Source organism: Faunimonas pinastri (assembly GCF_900110915.1).
Taxonomy (GTDB): domain Bacteria; phylum Pseudomonadota; class Alphaproteobacteria; order Rhizobiales; family Afifellaceae; genus Faunimonas; species Faunimonas pinastri.
In genome coordinates, this window is record NZ_FOFG01000003.1 from 252,521 (window position 1) to 273,157 (window position 20,637).

The 20,637-nt window shown below is 67.0% G+C and carries 18 protein-coding genes; 15 read left to right on the forward strand and 3 right to left on the reverse strand.

Annotated features, from left to right (window positions below; all coding sequences use genetic code 11):
* Positions 1-243: 243 nt before the first annotated feature.
* Both BMY25_RS06615 and BMY25_RS06620 read left to right on the forward strand, forming a co-directional pair.
* Positions 244-1,257: an ABC transporter substrate-binding protein gene (locus tag BMY25_RS06615; protein ID WP_177176744.1), complete on the forward strand. Its 1,014-nt coding sequence runs from the start codon at positions 244-246 to the stop codon at positions 1,255-1,257.
* 62 nt (positions 1,258-1,319) lie between these two features.
* On the forward strand, positions 1,320-2,678 hold the full coding sequence (locus BMY25_RS06620) for an amidohydrolase family protein (protein WP_238858196.1): 1,359 nt from the start codon (positions 1,320-1,322) through the stop codon (positions 2,676-2,678).
* 38 nt (positions 2,679-2,716) lie between these two features.
* Here BMY25_RS06620 and BMY25_RS06625 read toward each other — a convergent pair whose 3' ends face one another.
* Positions 2,717-4,219 carry an amidohydrolase family protein gene (locus BMY25_RS06625; protein ID WP_092495829.1) on the reverse strand — a complete coding sequence of 501 codons (1,503 nt, stop codon included), beginning with the start codon at positions 4,217-4,219 and terminating at the stop codon, positions 2,717-2,719.
* Positions 4,220-4,221: 2 nt separating this feature from the next.
* Positions 4,222-5,271: a questin oxidase family protein gene (locus BMY25_RS06630; protein WP_092495830.1), complete on the reverse strand. Its 1,050-nt coding sequence runs from the start codon at positions 5,269-5,271 to the stop codon at positions 4,222-4,224.
* A 262-nt stretch (positions 5,272-5,533) separates the two neighbouring features.
* Between BMY25_RS06630 and BMY25_RS06635 the strand changes: the two genes are divergently transcribed.
* The 7 genes from BMY25_RS06635 to BMY25_RS06665 all read left to right on the forward strand — a co-directional run bounded on the left by BMY25_RS06635 (position 5,534) and on the right by BMY25_RS06665 (position 13,306).
* Positions 5,534-6,349 carry an ABC transporter ATP-binding protein gene (locus tag BMY25_RS06635; RefSeq protein ID WP_092495885.1) on the forward strand — a complete coding sequence of 272 codons (816 nt, stop codon included), beginning with the start codon at positions 5,534-5,536 and terminating at the stop codon, positions 6,347-6,349.
* 20 nt (positions 6,350-6,369) lie between these two features.
* Positions 6,370-7,176, forward strand: a complete 807-nt coding sequence (locus tag BMY25_RS06640; protein ID WP_092495831.1) for an ABC transporter permease — start codon at positions 6,370-6,372, stop codon at positions 7,174-7,176.
* Between the two features lies 1 nt (position 7,177).
* Positions 7,178-7,936, forward strand: coding sequence for an ABC transporter permease (locus BMY25_RS06645; RefSeq protein ID WP_092495832.1), 759 nt, complete (start codon positions 7,178-7,180; stop codon positions 7,934-7,936).
* A 114-nt stretch (positions 7,937-8,050) separates the two neighbouring features.
* Positions 8,051-8,998 (forward strand): LysR family transcriptional regulator, encoded by a 948-nt coding sequence (locus BMY25_RS06650; protein ID WP_092495833.1) that lies wholly within the window; start codon positions 8,051-8,053, stop codon positions 8,996-8,998.
* A 121-nt stretch (positions 8,999-9,119) separates the two neighbouring features.
* Positions 9,120-10,604 carry an NAD(P)-binding domain-containing protein gene (locus BMY25_RS06655; RefSeq protein ID WP_092495834.1) on the forward strand — a complete coding sequence of 495 codons (1,485 nt, stop codon included), beginning with the start codon at positions 9,120-9,122 and terminating at the stop codon, positions 10,602-10,604.
* Complete coding sequence (locus BMY25_RS06660; protein WP_092495835.1) at positions 10,597-11,811, forward strand: amidohydrolase family protein; 1,215 nt, start codon at positions 10,597-10,599, stop codon at positions 11,809-11,811. Before BMY25_RS06655 ends, BMY25_RS06660 begins: the two co-directional genes overlap by 8 nt.
* Before the next feature lies 1 nt (position 11,812).
* The gene (locus BMY25_RS06665; protein ID WP_092495836.1) at positions 11,813-13,306 is read left to right on the forward strand and encodes a gamma-glutamyltransferase family protein; all 1,494 of its coding nucleotides are present in this window, start codon (positions 11,813-11,815) and stop codon (positions 13,304-13,306) included.
* A 165-nt stretch (positions 13,307-13,471) separates the two neighbouring features.
* Here BMY25_RS06665 and BMY25_RS06670 read toward each other — a convergent pair whose 3' ends face one another.
* Positions 13,472-14,398, reverse strand: coding sequence for a GntR family transcriptional regulator (locus BMY25_RS06670; RefSeq protein WP_092495837.1), 927 nt, complete (start codon positions 14,396-14,398; stop codon positions 13,472-13,474).
* A 258-nt stretch (positions 14,399-14,656) separates the two neighbouring features.
* Here BMY25_RS06670 and BMY25_RS06675 point away from each other — a divergent pair, with 258 nt between their 5' ends.
* The 6 genes from BMY25_RS06675 (at position 14,657) to BMY25_RS06700 (ending at position 20,612) form a co-directional block, all read left to right on the forward strand.
* A complete protein-coding gene (locus tag BMY25_RS06675; RefSeq protein WP_238858197.1) occupies positions 14,657-15,487 on the forward strand; it encodes an ABC transporter substrate-binding protein in 831 nt (276 codons plus the stop codon).
* A gap of 89 nt (positions 15,488-15,576) precedes the next feature.
* A complete protein-coding gene (locus tag BMY25_RS06680) occupies positions 15,577-16,296 on the forward strand; it encodes an amino acid ABC transporter permease (protein WP_092495838.1) in 720 nt (239 codons plus the stop codon).
* A gap of 37 nt (positions 16,297-16,333) precedes the next feature.
* Positions 16,334-17,098: an amino acid ABC transporter ATP-binding protein gene (locus BMY25_RS06685; protein ID WP_092495887.1), complete on the forward strand. Its 765-nt coding sequence runs from the start codon at positions 16,334-16,336 to the stop codon at positions 17,096-17,098.
* A 60-nt stretch (positions 17,099-17,158) separates the two neighbouring features.
* Positions 17,159-18,316 (forward strand): M20 family metallopeptidase, encoded by a 1,158-nt coding sequence (locus BMY25_RS06690; RefSeq protein ID WP_092495839.1) that lies wholly within the window; start codon positions 17,159-17,161, stop codon positions 18,314-18,316.
* A 20-nt stretch (positions 18,317-18,336) separates the two neighbouring features.
* Positions 18,337-19,437 carry a mandelate racemase/muconate lactonizing enzyme family protein gene (locus BMY25_RS06695; protein ID WP_092495840.1) on the forward strand — a complete coding sequence of 367 codons (1,101 nt, stop codon included), beginning with the start codon at positions 18,337-18,339 and terminating at the stop codon, positions 19,435-19,437.
* Positions 19,438-19,442: 5 nt separating this feature from the next.
* Complete coding sequence (locus tag BMY25_RS06700; RefSeq protein ID WP_092495841.1) at positions 19,443-20,612, forward strand: M24 family metallopeptidase; 1,170 nt, start codon at positions 19,443-19,445, stop codon at positions 20,610-20,612.
* Positions 20,613-20,637: the final 25 nt, after the last annotated feature.

Below are 20,637 nucleotides of genomic sequence, written 5' to 3' on the forward strand. Positions count from 1 at the left end.
ATCTTGGCTCCTCCCGGACCGGCGTCCAACCGTCCGAAGCGGACGGTCGCCGCCGGTGAGGGAAATCGTCTCCGTTCGGCCGGGCGATTCCTGATCATCCCGTTGGAAAGACTTGCCTCGCCTCAGCCCCGTTGCTCTTTGCGCATCGTCCCGTCCTGAAATTGCGGTTTGAGCGCTCCGCGGTCACTGCATAGCCTGCCCATGCGTCGGGCCGACCGCCTGCCGGTCAAGATGGAGCTCCAGATGTTTGCCGTTCCCCGCCTCAAATCTCTTCTGCTCGGCGTTGCCGGACTGGCGCTCCTCGCGGGCCAGGCCTCTGCCCAGGACCTTCAGAAACTTACCGTCGTGCTCGGCTATATCCCGGACGTGGAAAGCTTCGGGCCCGTTTACGCCAAGGAAAAGGGCTTCTTCAAGGACGAGGGGCTCGACGTGACGGTCGTTCCGGCCGGCGTCGGCGTCGACCAGGTGCAGATGGTGTCCTCGGGCGCCGCCACGATCGGCATCGTGGGACCGGAACTGATCCTCGCCGGGGAAAGCAAGGGCGAGAAGTTCAAGGTCTTCGCCGGCGAATTCCAGCGCTCGCCCGTCGCGATGACCTGCAGCAAGGCTTCCGGTGTCGCCAAGCCTTCCGACCTCAAGGGCAAGACGCTCGGCATCAAGACCACCGCCGCGGCCTATGCCGACCTCTTCCTGCAGAAGAACGGCGTCGCCAAATCCGACGTGAAGACGATGGCGATCGGCCCGAACGACATTTCCACGATCGTCGCCGGCCGCATCGACTGCATGATCACCACCTTCGCCTTCAACGAACCGCGCCTGATCGAAGATGCGGGTGTGCCGGTCAACGTCATCAGCCTCGGCGATTACGGGCTGAACAACCAGATGAACTCCTACTTCGTCAAAGCGGATTTCTACGACAAGCCCGGCTCCAAGGAGATCCTGGCGAAGTATCTCCGCGCGGAGGTGAAGGCGTGGCAGCAATTCTTCAAGGATCCGGCGGGCGCCGCCAAGTTCCTCGTCGACGGCGGCTACTATGACGGGCTCGACCTCGACCAGCAGGTCTACCAAGCCCAGAAGCAGGGCGCCTACATGACCAGTCCGCTGACCAAGGAGAAGGGTCTGATGTGGCTCGATCCGGCGGTCTGGAAGGAGACAGCCCAGAATGCCAATGATGCGCACCTGACCGACGGCGTCGTCGACACCAGCGACATCCTCACCACCGACATTCTCGAGATGGCCAAGCCGCCAAAGCTCTGATCATCATCTGATGCATTCTGGCGGCGGCATTGCCCGCCGCCAAACATTTTCGAGGAACCGCATTGACCGATCGCCTGCTCGTCGCGAACGCGGCGTTGATAACCATGGATCCGAAGCGCCCGGCCTGCTTCAACGGCTGGCTACGGGTCGGGGCGGACGGACGGATCACCGGGATCGGCGAAGGCAGTCCCGGTGAAGGCAACGCCACAGAGGTGATCGACGCCGGCGGCGCCTTTGTCGCGCCAGGCTTCATCTCGGGCCATTCGCATCTTTCCACGTCCGGTTCGCGCGGGCTCGGCCACGACAGCCCGCTCTATGCCTGGGCGGACCACATGACCCGCTACACCCGGCACTGCGACGCCGAGGATATCTATTGGGTCGTCCTGCACGGGGCGCTGGACTTCCTCGGCAACGGCATCACCACCGCCTACGATTTCTGCGACAGCCGCCTGCCCTTCATCATGGAGGAGGGGCGCAAGGCGCGTTTCGGTCCTTTCAAGCCCGCCGCCTACGGCCACGAGCAGATCCGGGCGAAGGTGGATGCCGGGCTGCGCTTCATCAATTCCGTGCTGATCAACGATCAGGTCGGCTCCGACGCGGAGATCGAGGAGCGTTTCGGCGAGAGCCTCGCTTTCGCCGAGGGGCTGAACCGGTCGGACCTGCATCTCGGCCATGCCATCAGCGGCTCGGTGCAATGGGCCGACGACGCAAGCACGGCGGTGCGCGAGGTGGCGATCATGCGCCGCTACGGCGTGATCAACCAGCCGCATTTTCTGGAAACCTCCGAGCAGCTCGACCTGCAGCGCAGCAAGTTCGCCTGGTACGAGGAGGCAGGCGCGCTCGGCCCCGACCTCGTCTTCGGTCACTTCATCCACCCGACGGAGGAGATGAAGTGCAAGTGCGCCGCCTGCGGTTGCGCGATGATCTGGCAGCCGACATCGAACGGCCGGCTGGCCTCCGGCTTTGCGGATATCCCCGGCCTTGTGGAGCTCGGCATGAGGGTGGGCGTAGGGCTCGACGACCAGTCCTGCACCGATGTTTCCGATCCCTGGCAGAACATGCGCATGGGCATCTACATGCAGCGCGCCTTCCATCGCGATCCCAAGGCGATGGGCGTGGCGCAAATGCTGCGACTGCATACGCTCGGAACGGCGGAGGCGCTCGGCATCGCCGACCGGGTGGGATCGCTCGAGGTCGGGAAGTTCGGCGATTTCCTGCTGGTCGATCCCCGCTCGCCCGATCTCGGGCCGGTATGGGATCCGCTCGGCACCTATGTGCTCGCCTGCAGTCTGCGCAATCTCAAGGGCGTCTATGTCGGCGGCGGATGCGTGAGCCGCGACGGTGCCTCGACCCATCCGCTGGCAACGCGCGCCTCGGAGGAACTGCACGCCCGTCTCGGCCGGATCGCGGCCGGCTTCTGAGCGGAGAGCCTTCCCGGCTGGAGTGCCGGGCCTTCGCCTCAGGCATAGTTCGCATGATGGGCGCGGATGTGGGGCATGGCTGCCGTCACCATCTCCAGCGCCTCGCTTTCGCCCGCCGTCGGAGGCGCTGACAGACGGGCGCGGATCTCCTCCATCACGGCATCCGGGTCGATGCGCGTCACGCGCCCATCCCGCACGACGACCTGCCCGTCGACCAGCACCATTTCGATGGCCTCGCGGCGGGCGCGGTGCAGCACCAGTTCGGAAACCGGCGTGCGTCCATCGGCGAAGGGTCGCTCGATCTTGCGCCGCGACATCAGTACGATGTCTGCCTGCATGCCGCATTCCAGTCGGCCGGCGAGGCCGCCGAAGCCGGCCGTCATCGCGCCATGCTCGGTCGCCTGCATGATCACCTCGGCCGCGTCGAAGCGCTGCCCGAAGAGATCCGTGCTGCGATGGAGCGCCCAGGCGAGCTTCATCTCCAGGAGCATGTCGCGGTCGTCGGCGATGTTGGACTGGTCGATGCCGAGCGCTACCGGAACGCCGTCGCGCACAAGACCCGCAACATCGGCGCGACCGCTGCCGAGCCGCAGCCCTGAACTCGCATTGTGGCAGACCGAGCAACCGCATTCGGCCAGTTGCTCCCGGTCGCCTTCCTCCAGCCAGTTGCAATGGCCGAGCGTGACATGGGGGCCGAGAAAGCCGATCTCGTGGAGATGGGCCACGGCCGAGCGGCCGAAACGCTCGCGGGCGAATCGGGCCTGCCGTTTCGTCTCCACCAGATGCATGTGGATGCGCATGCCATTGTCGCGGGCAGCGCCCCCGATCGCCTCCAGCAAGGCGTCCGAACACCAGTGCAGATTGGCCGGGGCCATGTTGACGCGCAGGCGCGGATTATCCGCATGGCGCTTGCGGAGCGAGTCGTGAAAGTCGAGATAGACGGCGATGCTGCCGCCCTTCGGATAGAGCCGCGCGCCGAACCACCCGGCCACCTCCGGCGGCAGGCTCGCCAGCAGGCGGTCGTCGTCGCCATAGGTCAGGATGTTGCGGTCGCGCAGCATGACGGAATATCCGGCTCGCATGCCGATCTCGCCATAGGCGGCTATGGCCGTGTCGGCCGCCTCGTCCCATTGCGCGCGCCCGCCGACGAGCCCGCTGGCGATATGATGGACGGTGGTCGTGCCGGATTGCAGCATCTCGATGGCGCTGTAGAGCGTGTCGAGCCGGGTGCCGGGCGAGCGCATCGCGCGAAACTGCGGCAGCCAGAATTCCAGCGGCTCGAAGGGCACACCGGCCATCAGCGGCGTGATGCCGAAATGGTGGTGGCTGTTGACGAGACCGGGCATGGCGATGGTGTCCGGCCCGCCGTAACGCGGCAGGTGTTCGTTGCCGCCGATCATGCCGCGCAACGGGCCGATCTGCGCGATCACGCCGCGATGAATGCGGATCGCCACGTCATGGCGAAGCTGCATCCGGCCCTGCGCATCGCTCCCGACCAGCGCCGTGCCGGCCTCAACGATGCAATCTTCCAGTCGCTCCATCGTCACGCTTTCATCTCGGGGATCATTCCCAGCCGGCGGGCGGCGGCGCGACGGTAAAGCGGGTCGCCATAGGCCGCTTCTTCCTGCAGCGCCGAGAAGGTGAGGCTGAGGTCATGCTCGTCGAGGCTCTGGCAGGCGGCCGCCATGATCTGCGGCCATTCGGGGGCGGGGAGCGCGCGCCAGCGCTCCGGCGTTTCCGGAGCCGGGAGGGCGGGATAGCCCATCTCGTTCATCAGTCCCGCAACGCCTGCCCAGAAAAAGCCGACCATTTGCGGCGTGGCATCGTGGTAGGGCGCGAGCACACGGATCCAGTGCAGGCCGGTCACCGCGTGCAGGGCGCAAAAATCCTGCGTCGCGGCGAAGAGGGCGATCGCCGACGCCGCGCAGCGCTCCAAGGCCGTGTCGTCGATCGCCAGCCAGTCGCCCGCCGCCTCGAAACCCGGCAGCGCGAAGGACTGCCGCATGTTTTGCCAGATCAATCCGTGGACCGGTTGGCCATGCATCGCCGGAAGCGCGCCGGCATGGACGAGCACCGCCGCCGGATCCGAGGAAAGGGGGGCCGTTCCCCGTGGCTGCGGCATGGGCAGCCAGCAGGCGCACCAGTAAGCAAGGCCCCGTGCCACCTCGTCGGCATCGTCGTTCAGGACGCCGTAGGCGGTGCGCATCAGGGCATGGAAGGCCGAAGCGCCGAGGCCCGGCGCCAGCTGCGGCAGCCATTCCGCCAGCATCCCCGCCATGCCCCGCGCCGCGAGTTCGCTCTGGAAGAAGCGGAGGTAGGCCGCCTCATGGTCGCGTTCGCCGAGATGATCGGTCCAGGTGCCGGCATCGATCTCCAGTCCGCAATCCCCGGATGACAGCAGATGCTTGTAGTCGCGGTAAAAACCGAAGAACCGCTTCATCTGCGCCGGCGTGCCGCCCATCCGCGCCTGCGCCACCAGCACCATCGGCACGTGGTTTGCATAGGTGAGCGCGAGTTCGCTGGCATAGGCATGGGTCTCGTCCACCAAAGCGCGCAAGGCGGCGGCAATGGGCGGGGAAAGGTCTGGAGCCATCGCTTCGGTTCTCGGGTTGCGATCTTCGGGGAGCGGGACGAGATCCCGCTCCCGAGCCTACATCCGAAGCCGGCGGGCTCGCCGCTGCCGTTTTGGCAACGTGGATCATGCAATTCGGTGACGCCGGCGCGAGCCGCCACCACGATCCGCGTTGCCCAAGCAGCAACGATCTGTCCGCGAATGGAGGGTTGTGCGCGGCCCGGCGCTGTCCCTAGCTTTCGAGGGACGGCGCCCCTGGCACTGGATGGGACTGGACATTGTCATGCTGAACGCCTTCCCGGATGAAGCCACGCGGGTCCGCGCCGCGACCCTGCCGGCGGGGCTTTATGCTGATGGCATCGACGTCGTCTTCCGGCGTGGCAGCCATTCGGTGCAGGCCCTCAAGGATTGCAGCCTCGATATCCCGCGCGGCAGCTGGGCGACACTGATCGGCGCTTCCGGCTGCGGCAAGTCCACTTTGCTGCGCGTCTTCGCCGATATCGTGAAGCCGACCGCCGGCACCGCCTTGCTCCACGGCGTGAGCCCGGCGGAGGCGCGCGCCAATCGCATCTACGCCCTCGTGCAGCAGGGCTCCACCATGCTGCCCTGGCGCTCCATCATCGACAATGTGGCCCTCGGGCTGGAGATTTCCGGACTGCCGAAATCGACCCGCTATGCGCGCGCCGAGGAAGCGCTCGCGCTGGTCGGGCTGAAGGGCTTCGAGAAGTCGCTACCCTCGGAACTGTCCGGCGGCATGCGGCAACGCGCGGCGATCGCGCGCGCGCTGACGCTCCGGCCCCGCTTCCTGCTGATGGACGAACCCTTTGGGGCGCTCGACGAGATCACCCGCGACCGGCTGCATTTCGAGCTCCTCCGCATCCTGGAGGAAACGGGCGCGACGCTGCTGCTGGTCACGCACTCCATCTCCGAAGCGGTGATCCTCTCCGACAAGGTGATCGTGATGACGCCGCGGCCGGGCCGGATCTCCGAAATCATCGAGGTGGATTTCGGCCGTGGCCGAACGCCGGACCTCAGGGGCGATCCGCGCTTCGTCCAGTACGAGGCGCAGCTTCGCCGCGCCCTTCATCAGCCCGCTTAGCCGCCGAGCGAGAAACGCCCTTGTCCTCCTCCCTGTCCGGCAAACTCCCCGAATTCGGCAGATTTCCCGAGCGGATCGGCGCGATCCTTCCGCCGGTCGTGCTGATCGTCGCCCTGATCCTGCTCTGGAGCTGGAGCGCCGGGACCGGCCTTTTGCCGAAATGGCTGCTACCGTCGCCGCAGGCCGTCCTGGGAGAATTTTCCCATCACAGCGCGACCCTCCTGAAGCATGCCCGGATGACGGCGTTCGAGGCGCTCGGCGGCTTTGCGCTGGGAGCGCTTGCGGGCGCGGGCGGCGCCTTCCTCCTCACGCTGGTGCCGTTCCTGCGCGATATGCTCTATCCCTATGCCTTGGCAAGCCGCGCCATCCCCATCATCGTCTTCACGCCGCTGATCGTGGTGATGCTGGGGCGCGGTCTGGTGCCGATCATCCTGATCGTCGCCTTCGCCACCTATTTCCCGGTTTTCCTGGCGCTGCTGCGCGGCCTCAACACGCTGAACGCCGACCGCATGGAGCTGCTGCACAGCCTGTCCGCGACGCCCCTGCAGATCCTCTGGAAGATCCGGCTGCCGTCCTCCCTGCCGATGCTGTTCGCCGCGCTCAAGGTCTCGGCCAGCGGCGCCTTCATCACGGCGCTCGTGACGGAATGGATCGGCTCCAATGTCGGTCTCGGCTATCTCGTGATGGTGTCCGGCCAGTACTTCAAGCTCGCCACGATGTGGGCGGCCATCTTCTCCGCGTCCCTCATGACGCTGGCGCTCCTCGGCCTGATCGTGCTGATCGAGCGACTGATGGGGCGCTACACCAGCCTGGCCACGGAGGTCTGACGTGACGCCCTCGCTCGCCCCGCGCCGCGTCATCCTCCCCGTGATCTACGGGATCGCCCTTCTCATCGCCTGGGAAGCCCTCGCGCATAGCGGCGCCGTCTCCAGGCTGGTGCTGGCCGGACCCCTCGAGATCGTGGTTGCCGGCGTCCGCAACTGGTCGGAACTGGGATTCAACGCCGGCGTGACGCTCGCGCAGGCGCTGATCGGAGCGGCGATCGGCAACGTGGCCGGACTTCTCGTCGCGATTTGCTTCGTCCATTGGGGCTTCTTCCGCCGGGCGGTGTTTCCGCTGGCGATCCTCTGCGAGGCGATCCCCGTCGTGGCGATCCTGCCGGTCCTGATCCTCTGGCTCGGCAACGGCATGGCGCCGAAGATCTTCGTCGCGGCGTTCCTGAGCTTCTTCCCGATGCTCGTGAACGCCTATCGCGGGCTGTCCAATGTCGACGAGGAAGTCCGCGAACTCCTCTACAGCTATTCCGCGACAGCCAGCCAGATGCTCTGGAAGGTGCGCATGCCTGCGGCCGTGCCCTTCATGTTCACGGCCCTTAAGCTTTCCGCCTGCAGCTCCATGATCGCCTCGCTGGTGGCGGAATGGCTGGCCTCCGAGCGTGGGCTGGGGTTCCTCGTCGTCTATTACGGGCAAAGCTACCGCGTCGCCGATATCTGGTCGGCCGCGATCCTCTCCTGCCTGATCTCGCTCGGGCTCTACGGGATAACTGCGGCCTGCGAGCGGCGGGCCCTCTCGCGGTCGAGCCCATAGAGGACGTTGCCCAACAAACGGGCATCTCCTTGCCGAAGCAAAGATCTTGTGTTTGCGTGGGGGCTACGGTCTACCCCATCCGCACCGGCACGCGCCGGCGCGGAGAAATGGCCCATGTCGCAGAGCTTCGTCCACGTCCATCTGGTCGCCCTGCGCTATTTCGCCGAGACGGTTCGGGCGGGCTCGATGCGGCAGGCGTCGGAGGTCCTGTCGACGGCGCCATCCGCCGTCAACCGCCAGATCCTGAAGCTTGAGGAACAGCTGCAGGTCCGGCTGTTCGACCGCGTATCCGGCGGCGTGAAGCTCACCTCGGCCGGCGAGGTCCTCTACGGCTATATCCGCAATCTCGAACGCAATCTGGAACTGGCGATCGATCGCATCGACGACATGCGCGCGCTGCGGCGGGGTCATGTCCGCATCGCCTGCGAGGATGGGATCGGACGCGATTTCATGACGGCGGAGCTCGCCGCCTTCGCCGCCGAGCATCTGGGCGTGACCTATTCGCTTTCCATCCACGGCGCGCAGCAGATCCTCGATCTGGTTTCGGCCGGCGAAGTGGATATCGGGCTCACCATGGGGCCGCCGATGCGCTCCGACATCCGGCTCGTCGGCTCGGTGCCGATCCCGATGGGCGTCGTCATGCCGCCGGACCATGCGCTTGCCGGGCGCGAGCAGATGACGCTGGTGGATCTCGTCGGGGAGCGGATGATCCTCGGCAGCCCCGGCTATGGCGGCGGGTCGGAGATTGCCCGCCACGTCACGGAAGCGAGCCGCCACCGGCCCTTCGTGGAATCGAACTCCTCCGACAACATTCTCTGCCTTGTCCTGGCCGGCATGGGACTGGCCGTGCGCAGTCCCGTTGGCCTGCTGGCCGAGCTTTCGCGCGAGGCGCTTGCCTTCGTGCCGCTTGCCGGGCGCGGCGTGCCCGTCGTGAAGCTCTGCCTGTGGACGCATTCCACCCGTACGCCCTCCATCGCCGGCTCCGTCCTGACGGAGCGGTTCCTGCGCGCGCTCGAACCCTTTGCCGAAACCCTGGCCCGCTGGCGCGCGCCAGCTTCCTGAGGCCTGCCGCGCTGGCGCCCGTTGCCGAAACCGCAACGTTTCGCCTGATATTCGGCGCTATGCCCGCCCGCTTCCATCGCTAGCCTTACGGTCCAGCCAGAGACGGAAGAGGACACGAGCGATGATCGACCAGAAGCCCGACGCGGAGCGACGTCTCGCCGAACTCGCCGGGCAGGTGCGGCGCGAAATGGAGATGCTCTCTTTCGCGACCAAGCCGTGGGTCATGCCCGTGAAGGAAGACGGCGCCGTGCTGCCGGACGTCACGATCATCGGCGGCGGGCAGAGCGGGCTGGCCGTCGGACTGGAGCTGAAGCGCCGTGGCGTCGCCAACTTCGTCATCCTGGACGCCAATCCCGCCGGTTTCGAGGGCGTTTGGGAAACCTATGCCCGCAATTACGAGATCCGCTCGCCCAAGGACATCACCGGCATGGAGGGCGGCCTGCCGTCGCTCGCCATCGAAAGCTACGTCATCGCCCGTTACGGACAGGAGGGCTGGGACGGCATCAAGCGCATCCCGCGCACCGTCTGGATGGCTTATCTCCGCTGGTTCCGCGCCGTCACCGACCTGCCGATCCGCAACGACACGCGCGTGATCGATCTCGACTTCGATGCAGGCGGCGTGACGCTGACGCTGGGCGATGGCAGCCGCATGCGGACGCGGCAGGTGGTGCTCGCCACCGGCATGGAGGGCGGCGGCGGCTGGCGCACGCCGCGCGAGATCGCCGAGACGCTGCCGCCGGAGGTCTACAACCACTCCGCCGATATCTTCGACGAGGCGTATCTCGGCGGCAAGCGCGTCGGCGTGCTGGGCGCGGGCGCGGCGGCCTTCGACATGGCCGTCACCGCGCTGGAGGCGGGAGCGGCACGCGTCGACATGTTCCTGCGCCGGCGGGACCTGCCGATGCGCGACGTGATCCGAGAACTGGAGAATGGCGGGTATCTCGTCCACGCGAACCGGATTCCAGACCAGACCAAGTGGAACATCTCCAAATACATGAACGGGCTCAGCCAGGCCCCGGCGGAGCACCATTTCCACAAGGCCTGCTCCTACGAGAACTTCACCATCCATCTGGGTTCGCCATGGCAGACGATCCGCTGGACGGGACAGGATGTTCACGTTCGCACGCCGCTGGACGACTGGACCTTCGATCATGTGTTCACGGCGACGGGGGTCAGCGTCGACATGGCGCGCCGGCCGGAGCTTGCCCGCATCCACGCCAACGCGGCGCTGTGGCGCGACCGCTTCGTTCCCGATGACGGCGATCTCGCCAGCCCGCGCCTCGATTTTCCCTATCTCGACGGGCAGTATCGCTTCACCGAGCGCGTGCCCGGCACGGCCCCCGGCCTCGATCGGATCTTCGCCTTCAATGCGCTGGCGGGCCTGAGCATGGGCGGGCTTGCCGCCGTCTCCATCGGCGCCTTCCGCTTTGGCACGCGCAAGCTCGTCGACGCCGTCACGGAGCGGCTGTTCGACGAGCAGGTCGCCGCCATCGTCCCTTACCTCGACACCTTCGACAAACCCGGTGTGACGGTCCCGGAAAACATGGCAAACAAGCTCGAAGCATGCCGCCTGCGGCTTGCCGCGCTGGAACTCGAGAATGCCTGAAGGCGATTTCATCCTCGACAACGTCATGACCGAGCCGGGGGGCGCGCCCGTTTCGCTTACCGTCTCCTGCGGACGCATCGCCGCGATCGGCGAAGCGCCCGCGGCGTCTTCCCTGCCGCGCTTCGATGGCGCGGGCGCGCTGGCGACGCCTGGTTTCAGCGACGTCCACGTGCATCTCGACAAGGCGATGATCCTCGGCCAGTGCCCGATCTGCGAGGGCACGCTTGCCGAGGCCGTGCGCCTGACCTCCGCCGCCAAGCGGGGTTTCACCGCCGAGGACGTGCATGCCCGCGCGAGCGAGGTGCTGGACATGGCGGTGCGCGCGGGCACGCAGCGCATGCGGACCTTCGTGGAGGTCGATCCCCGCGTGGAGCTGCGCGCCTTCGAGGCGATCATGCGGCTGCGTGCCGAATGGTCCGACCTGATCGAGCTGCAGGTCTGCGCCTTCGCGCAGGAAGGGCTGACGCAGGAACCCGCGACGCTGGATCTCCTGATCGCGGCGCTGGAGGCCGGCGCGGACCTCGTCGGAGGCTGCCCCTATACCGACACCGATCCCGAAGCCCATGTGCGGGCGATCTTCGACCTCGGGGAGCGCTTCGACGTGGACGTGGATTTCCACGCCGATTTCGATCTCGACCCCGAGGGCTCGATCCTGCCCGCCATCATCCGGGAAACGCTGGCGCGTGGCTGGCAAGGCCGCGTCGCCGTGGGACATGCGACGAAATTCGCGACGTTTGCGGCGGAGCGGCGCGAAGCCCTGGCGCGGGAAATGGCGGCGGCAGGCATCGCGCTGGTCGTCCTGCCGGCAACCGACACCTTCCTCAACGGCCCGGGCGGCATGGCGCCGGCCCATCGCCTGTCGCAAGGGGGCGTGACCGTCGCGCTCGCCACCAACAACGTCCAGAACCCCTTCACCCCCTATGGCGACGCCTCGCTCCTCCGGATGGGGCAGTTCTATGCCAATCTCGACCGCCTCGCTTCCGATGCCGCCCTGGAGAATGTCTTCGCCATGATCACCACGGCCCCGGAGCGGATCATGCGTCGTGCGGCGGCGGCGCTCGCGGTCGGGAAACCGGCGGATTTCCTGCTGGTGGAGGCCAGATCGCCGGCCGACGCCCTGCGCCGCAATGCGCCTGTGCGGGCGGTGGTGAAGGGCGGACGCCTGCGGCTCTGGTCGCCACGTGCCCCGCTTGCGAGAGGCGCCTGACATGAAGGACGTGCTGGCGATCGCTCCGCATCCGGATGCCGCGGCATTGGGCAACCGGCTGCTGGAAGCGGGCCGGAGCGCGGCGGAGGCGGCGGTCGCTATGGGCGCGCACCTCTCCGTCACCATGCCGCATTTCTGCGGGATCGGCGGCGACGCGGTCTGGCTCGTGTCCGACCGGGAGGGCCACGTGCGCGCCCTGAACGGCATAGGCCAGGCTTGGGAATCCGCCGCCGCCGTCACCCGCATCGAGACGCGCGGGCCGGCTTCCATCCTGACATCGGCAGCCGCCGTTTCGACATGGCAGGCGGCGTTGGATGCCTTTGGCAACGCCAAACCCGATCTCGACGCCCTGCTTTCCCCGGCCATCGAAGCGGCGCGCGACGGCATGGTCGTCACGCCGTCGCAGGATTTCTGGCGCGCAATGCGGGCGGGCGAAAGCGCCGACTGGCCGGGCTTCGGCGTGTACCGGGAGACCGCCACAGGCGAAACGCTCCGGCAGGAAAAGCTGGCGGACAGCCTCGACTGTCTTCGGGCGGAAGGGTTGGAAAGCTTCTACACCGGCAGCTTGGCCGGCCGGATTCTCGACGACCTCCGTTCGCTCGGCCTTGGGGTCACGCCCGACGATCTCCGCCGCACCTGGACCGAAGTGGGAGAGCCTCTGCGGCTCGGCTACCGCGATGCGACGCTTCATGCTCCGCCGCCGCCGACGCAGGGCGTCACGACGCTGGAGATCATGGGCATCCTCGGGGCGCTCGGCGAGACGCCGGCGATGGGCAGCGCCGCTGACTATCATCTGATGGTCGAAGCGGTGAAGGGCGCTTTTCTGGACCGGCGCGGGCTGGACGACAGCGCCGGGACGCGCGAGCGCGTTGCCTCGCTGCTTTCCGAGGCGAACCTCCGGATGCGTGCCGGCGAGATCGACCGGGCGCGCGCGCGGCCCTGGCCGGAGCCGTTTCGCGAGGCCGACACCGTGTATTTCGCCGCGCGGGACAAAGCCGGCGGCTGCGTTTCCGCCCTGCAGAGCACCTATTTCGACTGGGGCAGCGGCTGCTGTTTGCCCGGCACCGGCATCATCTGGCACAACCGGGGCGCCAGCTTCTCGCTGGAGGAGGGGCCGAACCGCCTCGCGCCCGGACGTCGTCCTTTTCACACCCTCAACCCCGGCATCGCCACGCGCGAGGGCAGGCCATGGCTGCTCTACGGCACGCAGGGCGCCGACGGACAACCGCAGACGCTGACGGTGCTGCTGCGCCACGCCATCGATCACGGCCTTCCCCCGGATGCGGCGCTGGCGCGGCCCCGCTTCCTGCTCGGCCGCACCTTTTCCGACAATCGCGACACGCTGAAGCTGGAGCCTATGGGCACCGAAGCCGAGCTTCGGGCTCTCGGCCATGTCATCAGTCCGATCCCGAGCCTGAGCCCGCTGGCAGGGCAGGCCGGCATGATCCGGATCGAGGGAAACTCCGTCACAGGTTGCCACGATCCGAGAGGATGAGGCCGCCCGCCGGCACCTCAAGGACTTAACACCGGGAGCGCGGCTTCCTTCGTCCTGCGATCTGGGGGCTGCACCATATCCGGCCCCGGCTTGCCCCGAGATTTCGAATCGCTTGCCGGGCGGGATGAATTTTCGGCGAGACGGAAAAGACGGCTGCCTCCCGCTCTAGACCTGCGCCGTCTTCCTTGCCGGTCTGGCCTTGCTCTTGCTCAGCGCCGGCGCGGCCTGCAGCGCATGTTCGAGATGCTCTGACATCAGGCGGGCCGCGTCCCGCTGGTTTCCCGCTTCCACCGCATCCAGGATCGCCAGATGCTCGCGGCACCAGTCGCGTACGCGGCGGCGATTGGAATAGCCGGTGAATTCGAGCAGGCGGCGCATCCGGTTCTGCTGTTGGATCGCTTGCAGGAAGAAAGGGTTGCCGCAGAATTCCACCAGCATTTCGTGAAATTGGCGGTCCGTCTCGAAGAGTTGGCGGCGGTCGACACTGGCGATGTCGGGATGCGCCTCCAGATAAAGGTGCTGCAGCCGAACCCGCTCGATCATTCCAGGATCGGGGGTGAAGCCGGGAAGCAGCAGCGCGGCCGGCTCCAGCACGCGGCGGAAATCGTAGCTGTTGCTGAGGGCGACGCCGGTGTCGAGCGTCGGCATGAAGGTCCAGCCGCGTCCGGCGTTGCGCTGGAGCAGGCCATCGTCGACGAGGCGGGTCAGCGTCTTCTGCAACGCGGCCCTGTCGGCGTCGTAGCGACGGGCGATGTCGCTCTGGATGAAACTGTCGGGCAGGTTCTTGGCGAGCCGGTCCTGCACGATCAGCGTGTAGAGATCCTGATCGCTGGTCGGGGGAACCTCGACTTCAAGCCGCTGCAATTCGTCCGGCGAGGCCTTGAGGAAGAAGCCATGGTTCTTCTTGGCCTCCAGCACGCCGTGGTCGGCCAGGAGCATGAGCGCCGAGCGGACGGGGGTGCGGGACACCTGGAGAAGATCGCCCAACGCCTGCTCGCGCAGATGATGGCCCGGCTCGAAGCGCGCCTCACGCACGACGTCGAGGATCTGGTTCGCGAGCCTGTATCTCCGCTGTATGGGACTGCGCCCCATTCCCCGCCCTGCTTGATCCGTCTGTTCTTGCAGCTTCGATACAATGTGAAGGCGGAGAGAACAAGAACACCTTTTGAACAGAAGGCTTTCCCAAGTGCCTGGACGGGAGGTCTTCCGCGAGCGTGCATATCTCTAACCCACCGTGAATGCCTCATTTGTAGGCAGGAGAGTCCCGATATTTGGGCAGGTCCGGCGGAGCAATCCGCTTGACGTTCGGGCTTCGGCATATTGTACTGATTACACACATAAGAGCAATGAATGTACGTGAAGGGGATCTACATGTTTCGCAAGCTGGCCATTGCCGCCCTGCTGCCTCTCGGCCTGATCCAGGCCGCCACCGCCGCCGAGCTTCCCGGGAAGGGGCTCGTGGAGAAGGGCGCGCTCACCTATGGGACGGCGGCGACCTTCGCGCCGTTCGAGTTCCAGAAGGACGGCAAGCTGACCGGCTTCGACATCGACTTCATCCAGGCGCTCGGCGAAAAGCTGCACGCGACCCCGAAGCCGCTGAACATGGAGTTCAAGGGGCTGATCCCGGCGCTGCTGGGCGGTCGCACGGACATCATCAACTCCGCCATGTACATCAACCCGCAGCGTTCCGAGCAGGTGGACTTCGTCCCCTACATGAAGATCGGCAACGTCGTAATCGTGCAGAAGGGTAATCCGGCCAAGATCACCGGTCGCGACGACTCGCTCTGCGGCAAGAACATCGCGGTGACGCTGGGCGGCATCGAGGAAAGCCAGGCCCGCGCCGACGTGGAGCGCTGCAAGGCGAAGGGCCTGAAGCCGTTGACGGTCAGCACGCTGCCGACCGCGCAGGATTCCGCGCTGAACCTGCGCCAGGGTCGCGCCGACGCGATCTTCGAGTCGAGCCCGGGCGCGGCGAAGCTGCTGCAGGAAGTGCCCGATACGTTCCAGACGGTCGGCGAGGAATTCGAGGCGAACACGCAGATCGGCTTCGCCACCCGCAAGGGCGAGACGGCGCTGCAGGACTCGCTCAAGGCCGCCATCAAGGAGGTCGTCGCCGACGGCACCTACGACAAGCTTCTGGCCAAGTGGAACCTCCCGGCCTCCGGCTCCATCTTCAAGTAAGCCGCGGGGGCCGATGCTTCCGGGCCCATCGTTGCGGGGCTCGTTTCCCGCAACGTCCATTCTCTCCGCAAGAAGATCGAGGAGCGCTGATGTCGCTACATCTGGTCATCGATTATCTGTTCTCCGCGGTCTTCTTCCAGGCCGCGATGATGACGCTTCTCATCACCGTCACATCGCTGTTCTTCGGCGTCCTGGCGGGGCTGGTCATCGCCCTCCTGCAGGAAGCGACGTTCAGGCCGGTCCGCGTTCTGGCCTGGATCTATCTCTGGCTCTTCCGGGGCACGCCGGTCCTGTTCCAGATCATCTTCATCTACAACGTGCTGCCGGGCTTCGGCATCCGCCTCTCCGCCTTCCTCTCCGCCGTGATCGCGCTGTCGCTGAACGAGGGCGCCTACATGGCGGAAATCCTGCGCTCCGGCCTCGGCGCGGTGAAGAAGGGGCAGCGCACGGCCGGCCTGGCGCTCGGCCTGACCCGGACCGGGGTGATGCGCTACATCGTGCTGCCGCAGGCGCTCCGCATCGTGCTGCCGCCGGTCGGCAACCAGATGATCGGCATGCTGAAGACGAGCGCGCTGGTCTCCGTCGTCGCGGTGCAGGAGCTGCTGCTCGTCGCCAACCAGACGGCGAGCTCGAACTTCCGATACTTCGAGGCGCTGACTGCCGCCGGCATCTACTATCTCGCGCTGACGACCATCTTCATGGGCCTGCAGGCGCTGCTGGAGCAGTCGCTCGACGTCAAGCGCCGTCGTGCCCGCAGCGAGAAGCGCTCCCTGCTGCAGCGCCTCGCCCCGATCGAGGAGGCCCACTGACATGTTTCCCCTCTCTCCCCTTTCCGCGGAAGCCGTCATGACTTCGCCGCCCCGCACCACGCCTGCCGGAAAGCCGCTGCTGGAGATCGTCGGAATCGACAAGAGCTTCGGTTCGACGCAGATCCTCAAATGCTGCTCACTGGAGGTCCACCCCCGCGAGACTGTGGTGCTCATCGGTCCGTCCGGCTCGGGAAAGTCGACGCTCCTGCGCTGCGTGAACCTCCTGGAGCCGGCGGACGAGGGCAACGTTTTCTTCCGTGGCGAGGACATCACCCGTGATCTCCGCAACGCGCCGCGCCTGCGCCGCGAGATCGGCATGGTGTTCCAGAACTTCGAGCTCTTCCAGCATCTGAGCGCGGCGGAAAACATCATGCTGGCGCCGATGAAGGTGCTCGGCCTGTCGCGCGCCGACGCGCACGATGTCGCCCTGGATCTGCTGAAGAAGGTTCATATTCCGGCCAAGGCGGACAGCTATCCTGACGAGCTTTCCGGCGGTCAGCAGCAGCGCGTGGCGATTGCCCGTGCCCTCGCCATGAAGCCGGCGCTGATGCTCTACGACGAGCCGACCTCGGCGCTCGACCCGGAGATGATCCGCGAGGTGCTGGACGTCATGGCCGAGCTTTCCGCGGAAGGCATGACCAGCATCGTGGTCACGCACGAAATGGGTTTCGCCCGGCGCGCGGCGGACCGGATCGTCTTCATGGAAGCGGGCGAGATCGTCGAGACGGCGAAGAGCGACGCCTTCTTCGGTGGCACGGTCAACGCCCGCGCCCAGCGCTTCCTCGAGCAGATCCTGCACTGACAGACAGGCCGGCGAGCCCGCCCGCCGGCAGAGCCTTCGAACCAGTTCCGAGAGACAATCATGCATTCCGTTCCCGATGCCGCGCGGATGAAGCGCGAACTGGCGGATCTTGTCGCGATCCGCAGCGAGAACCCGCCCGGCCGCGAGGTCGAGGCCGCCGATTACGTGGCGGCGAAGCTCCGCGAGATGGGGCTTGAGGTCACGCTCGACGAATACAAGCCGGGCCGCGTCAATGTCGAAGCCGTCCTCCTGAACGGGCCGGGGCCGGTCTTCGCATTCAACACGCACATGGACGTCGTGCCGGTGGGCGAGGGCTGGAGCAGCGATCCCTTTATCCTGCGCGAAGACGGCGGCCGGCTCTACGGACGCGGCGCCTGCGACTGCAAGGGCCCGCTCGCCTCCATGCTGGAAGCCGTCCGCATGCTCGCCGCCAGCCGCGAAAGCTGGTCCGGGACGCTGCTCGCGATCTTCGTCGCCGACGAGGAAATCGCCAGCGAAGGCGCCAAGCATTACGCCGCCAAGCGCCCGAAGATCGACTTCGCGGTGGTGGGCGAGCCGACCAGCAACACGATCTACAGCGCCCACAAGGGCAGCCTTCGCCCCGTGGTTCGCGTGCACGGCGTTCCCGCCCATTCCGGCACGCCGCATCTCGGCGAAAACGCGGTGCTGCGCGCCGGCCAGCTTCTGGGCATGGTCGCGGAGGAGCACGAGAACGCCGTCCGTCGTCGCCATCACCCGCTGGTGGGCGAGGCGAGCCTGACGGTGACGCGCATCCATGGCGGCCACGCCGACAACGTGCTGCCCGGCGCCTGCGAATTGCTGCTGGACCGCCGCATGGTGCCGGGCGAGGACGAGGACGCGGTCAAGGCGGATCTCGCCGATCTGCTGGTTCGCGCCAACGCACGTTTCGGCCTGCGCGCCGAGATCACCGACTGGAAGGCGACCACCGGCGGCGCGACCGAAACGGCGGCCGACCGCCCGGTGGTTCGGAAGAGCCTCGACGTGGCGAGACGGCGCGGCATCGCGGAGCCCGGTCCCTTCGGCTTCCAGGGCGGCTGCGATCTCGTCCATTTCCGCGCAACCGGGGCGGAAGGCGTCGTCATCGGCCCAGGCTCGCTCTCCGTCGCCCATAAGGCGGACGAGTTCGTGCCCGTCGACGAGTTCGTCACCTCCAGCCTGATCTATCGCGACGTCGCCGCCGCGATGCTGTCCTCCTGATCGACGGAGCGCGGAGGATCATGCGCCTTTCCCTGCACCGGGCAATGCTGACCTATCGCGGCGGCCTGCTCCTGCACACCGCATCGTCCGGAAAGGTCCCCGGCCTCGATACGCTCTATCTCCGGATCGAGGACGAAGACGGCGCCGTGGCGACGGGCGAGGTGCGGATCAACATCGCCTATCTCAACGGCATCCCGGCCGAAGCCGTGGTGGCGGAAGCGCTCCGCGTGCTGCCGGGGCTGGGCTTGTCCGGCGATCCCGCCACTCTGCTGGATGCGCCTCCCCCGGCATTGCGGGAGGCGAGCGCGCCTCTCCGCATGCTGGTGGACATGGCGCTGCACGATCGCTGGGGCAAGCTGGCGAACCGCCCAGTCGCCGGTCTCCTGGCCGGTGCCGATCCGGCGGGCGGGACGACCTATCCCAGCAACCAGACGCTGTTCATCTCCGACGACGCGACCTTCCTGCGTCAGGCCGAGGCTTACGTCGAGCGCGGCTTCCGCGACCTGAAGGTCCGCATCGGCGGCGGCGACTTTGCCGGCGACGTCGCCCGCATACGGCTGCTGCGCGAGCGCTTCGGCGCGGACGTGAAGATCGCCGCCGATGCGAACGGTTCCTGGTCGCATGAGGAGGCGCGGCGAAATCTCGATGCGCTCGCCGCCTTCGGTCTCGCCTATGTCGAGCAGCCGGTGCCGCCGGGTCCCTTCGAGCCGATCGCCGAACTGGCGGAGGCGACCCCGGTCCCGGTGATGCTCGACGAGAGCGTGAAGGGTGACGACGACGTGGCGTGGCTCGCGCGGGGCGGCCACCGCCTCATGGCGCATCTGAAGCTGGTGAAGCTCGGCGGTCTTCGCCCCGCTCTGCGTGCCGGGCAGGCGCTGGCGGCGGCGGGCGTGCCCTTCATGATCGGCCAGATGAACGAAGGCGGTCTCGCCACCGCCGCCGCTTTGCATCTTTGCGCGGCGCTGAAGCCGCGCTTCGCCGAACTCTATGGGGCCGACGGCATCGCCGACGATCCCGCGCCGGGGCTCATCTATCGCGACGGCGTGGTGACCGCCCCCGATGCGCCCGGCCTCGGCCTTCCTTTCGCGCGCGAGCGCACCGACACCCTGTGGGAGAATTGAGAACCATGAATATCGGCAGCGTCGTTCAGGGCTCCGAATCCGCCTTCCCGAAAAGCGAGTATGAGGGGCGCGTCGCCCGCGCCCGCGAAGGTCTTGCTGCGGCAGGCCTCGACGTCATGGTTGTGACCGGGCCGGAGAACATCTTCTATCTCACGGGCCAGCAGACGCCCGGCTATTACACGTTCCAGGCGCTGGTGCTGCCGGTCGATGGCGATCCGGTCTTCGTGATCCGCCAGCTGGAATATTTCAACTTCATCGCCAACACCTTCATCTCCGATGCGGCGATCTACCAGGACGGCGAGGATCCCGTCGGCTTCCTGACCAAAGTCATCCGCGAGCGTGGCCTTGCCGGCAAGCGCGTGGCGATCGACAAGCGCGGCTGGTTCCTGCCCATTACCGTCTACGAGGCGCTGCAGGACGCGCTGGGCGCCATCGGCGATGCTGCCGGCATCGTGGAGAAGCTCCGCGCGGTGAAGTCGCCGCTGGAGCTGGAGAAACTCGACCGCTCCGCGTCCTATGTCGATGCGGGCATGAAGGCCGGGCTCGCCGCCATCAGTGTCGGCGCGACGGAGAACGACCTCGTCGCCGCGATGCTGGGCTCGGCGATTGCCGCCGGCTCGGAATATCTCGGCATGGAGCCGCTGGTGTCGTCCGGCCCGCGCTGCGGCGTGCCGCACGGCACGTGGAAGCGCCGCCGCATCGAGGCGGGCGATCCGGTCTTCCTGGAAATGGCCGCCTGCCATGACCGCTATCATGCCGCGCTGATGCGCTCGGCCTGGATCGGCACGCCGCCGGCCGAGGCCGCCGACATGATGAAGGTCTGCCAGGAGGCGCTTGCCGTTTCTCTGGAAACGATCCGCCCGGGCGTCGCCTGCGAGGTGCCGCACAATGCCTGCCAGGCCGTGATCGACAAGGCCGGCTATACCGACGCCTTCCGCAAACGCCTCGGCTACAGCGTCGGTATCTCCTTCGCGCCCGACTGGGGCGAGGGCGCGATCCTCAGCCTGAACAAGGGCGTGACGACGCCGCTGGAGCCCGGCATGGCGTTCCACCTGCCTCCGGCGCTCCGGATCTACGGCCAGTTCACCGTCGGAGTCAGCGAGACCATCGTCGTGACGGACACCGGCTACCGCGCGCTCGGAACCATCGACCGCGCGCTGCTGCAGGTCGCCTGATCGCACCCACCACCCTTCCGCACTC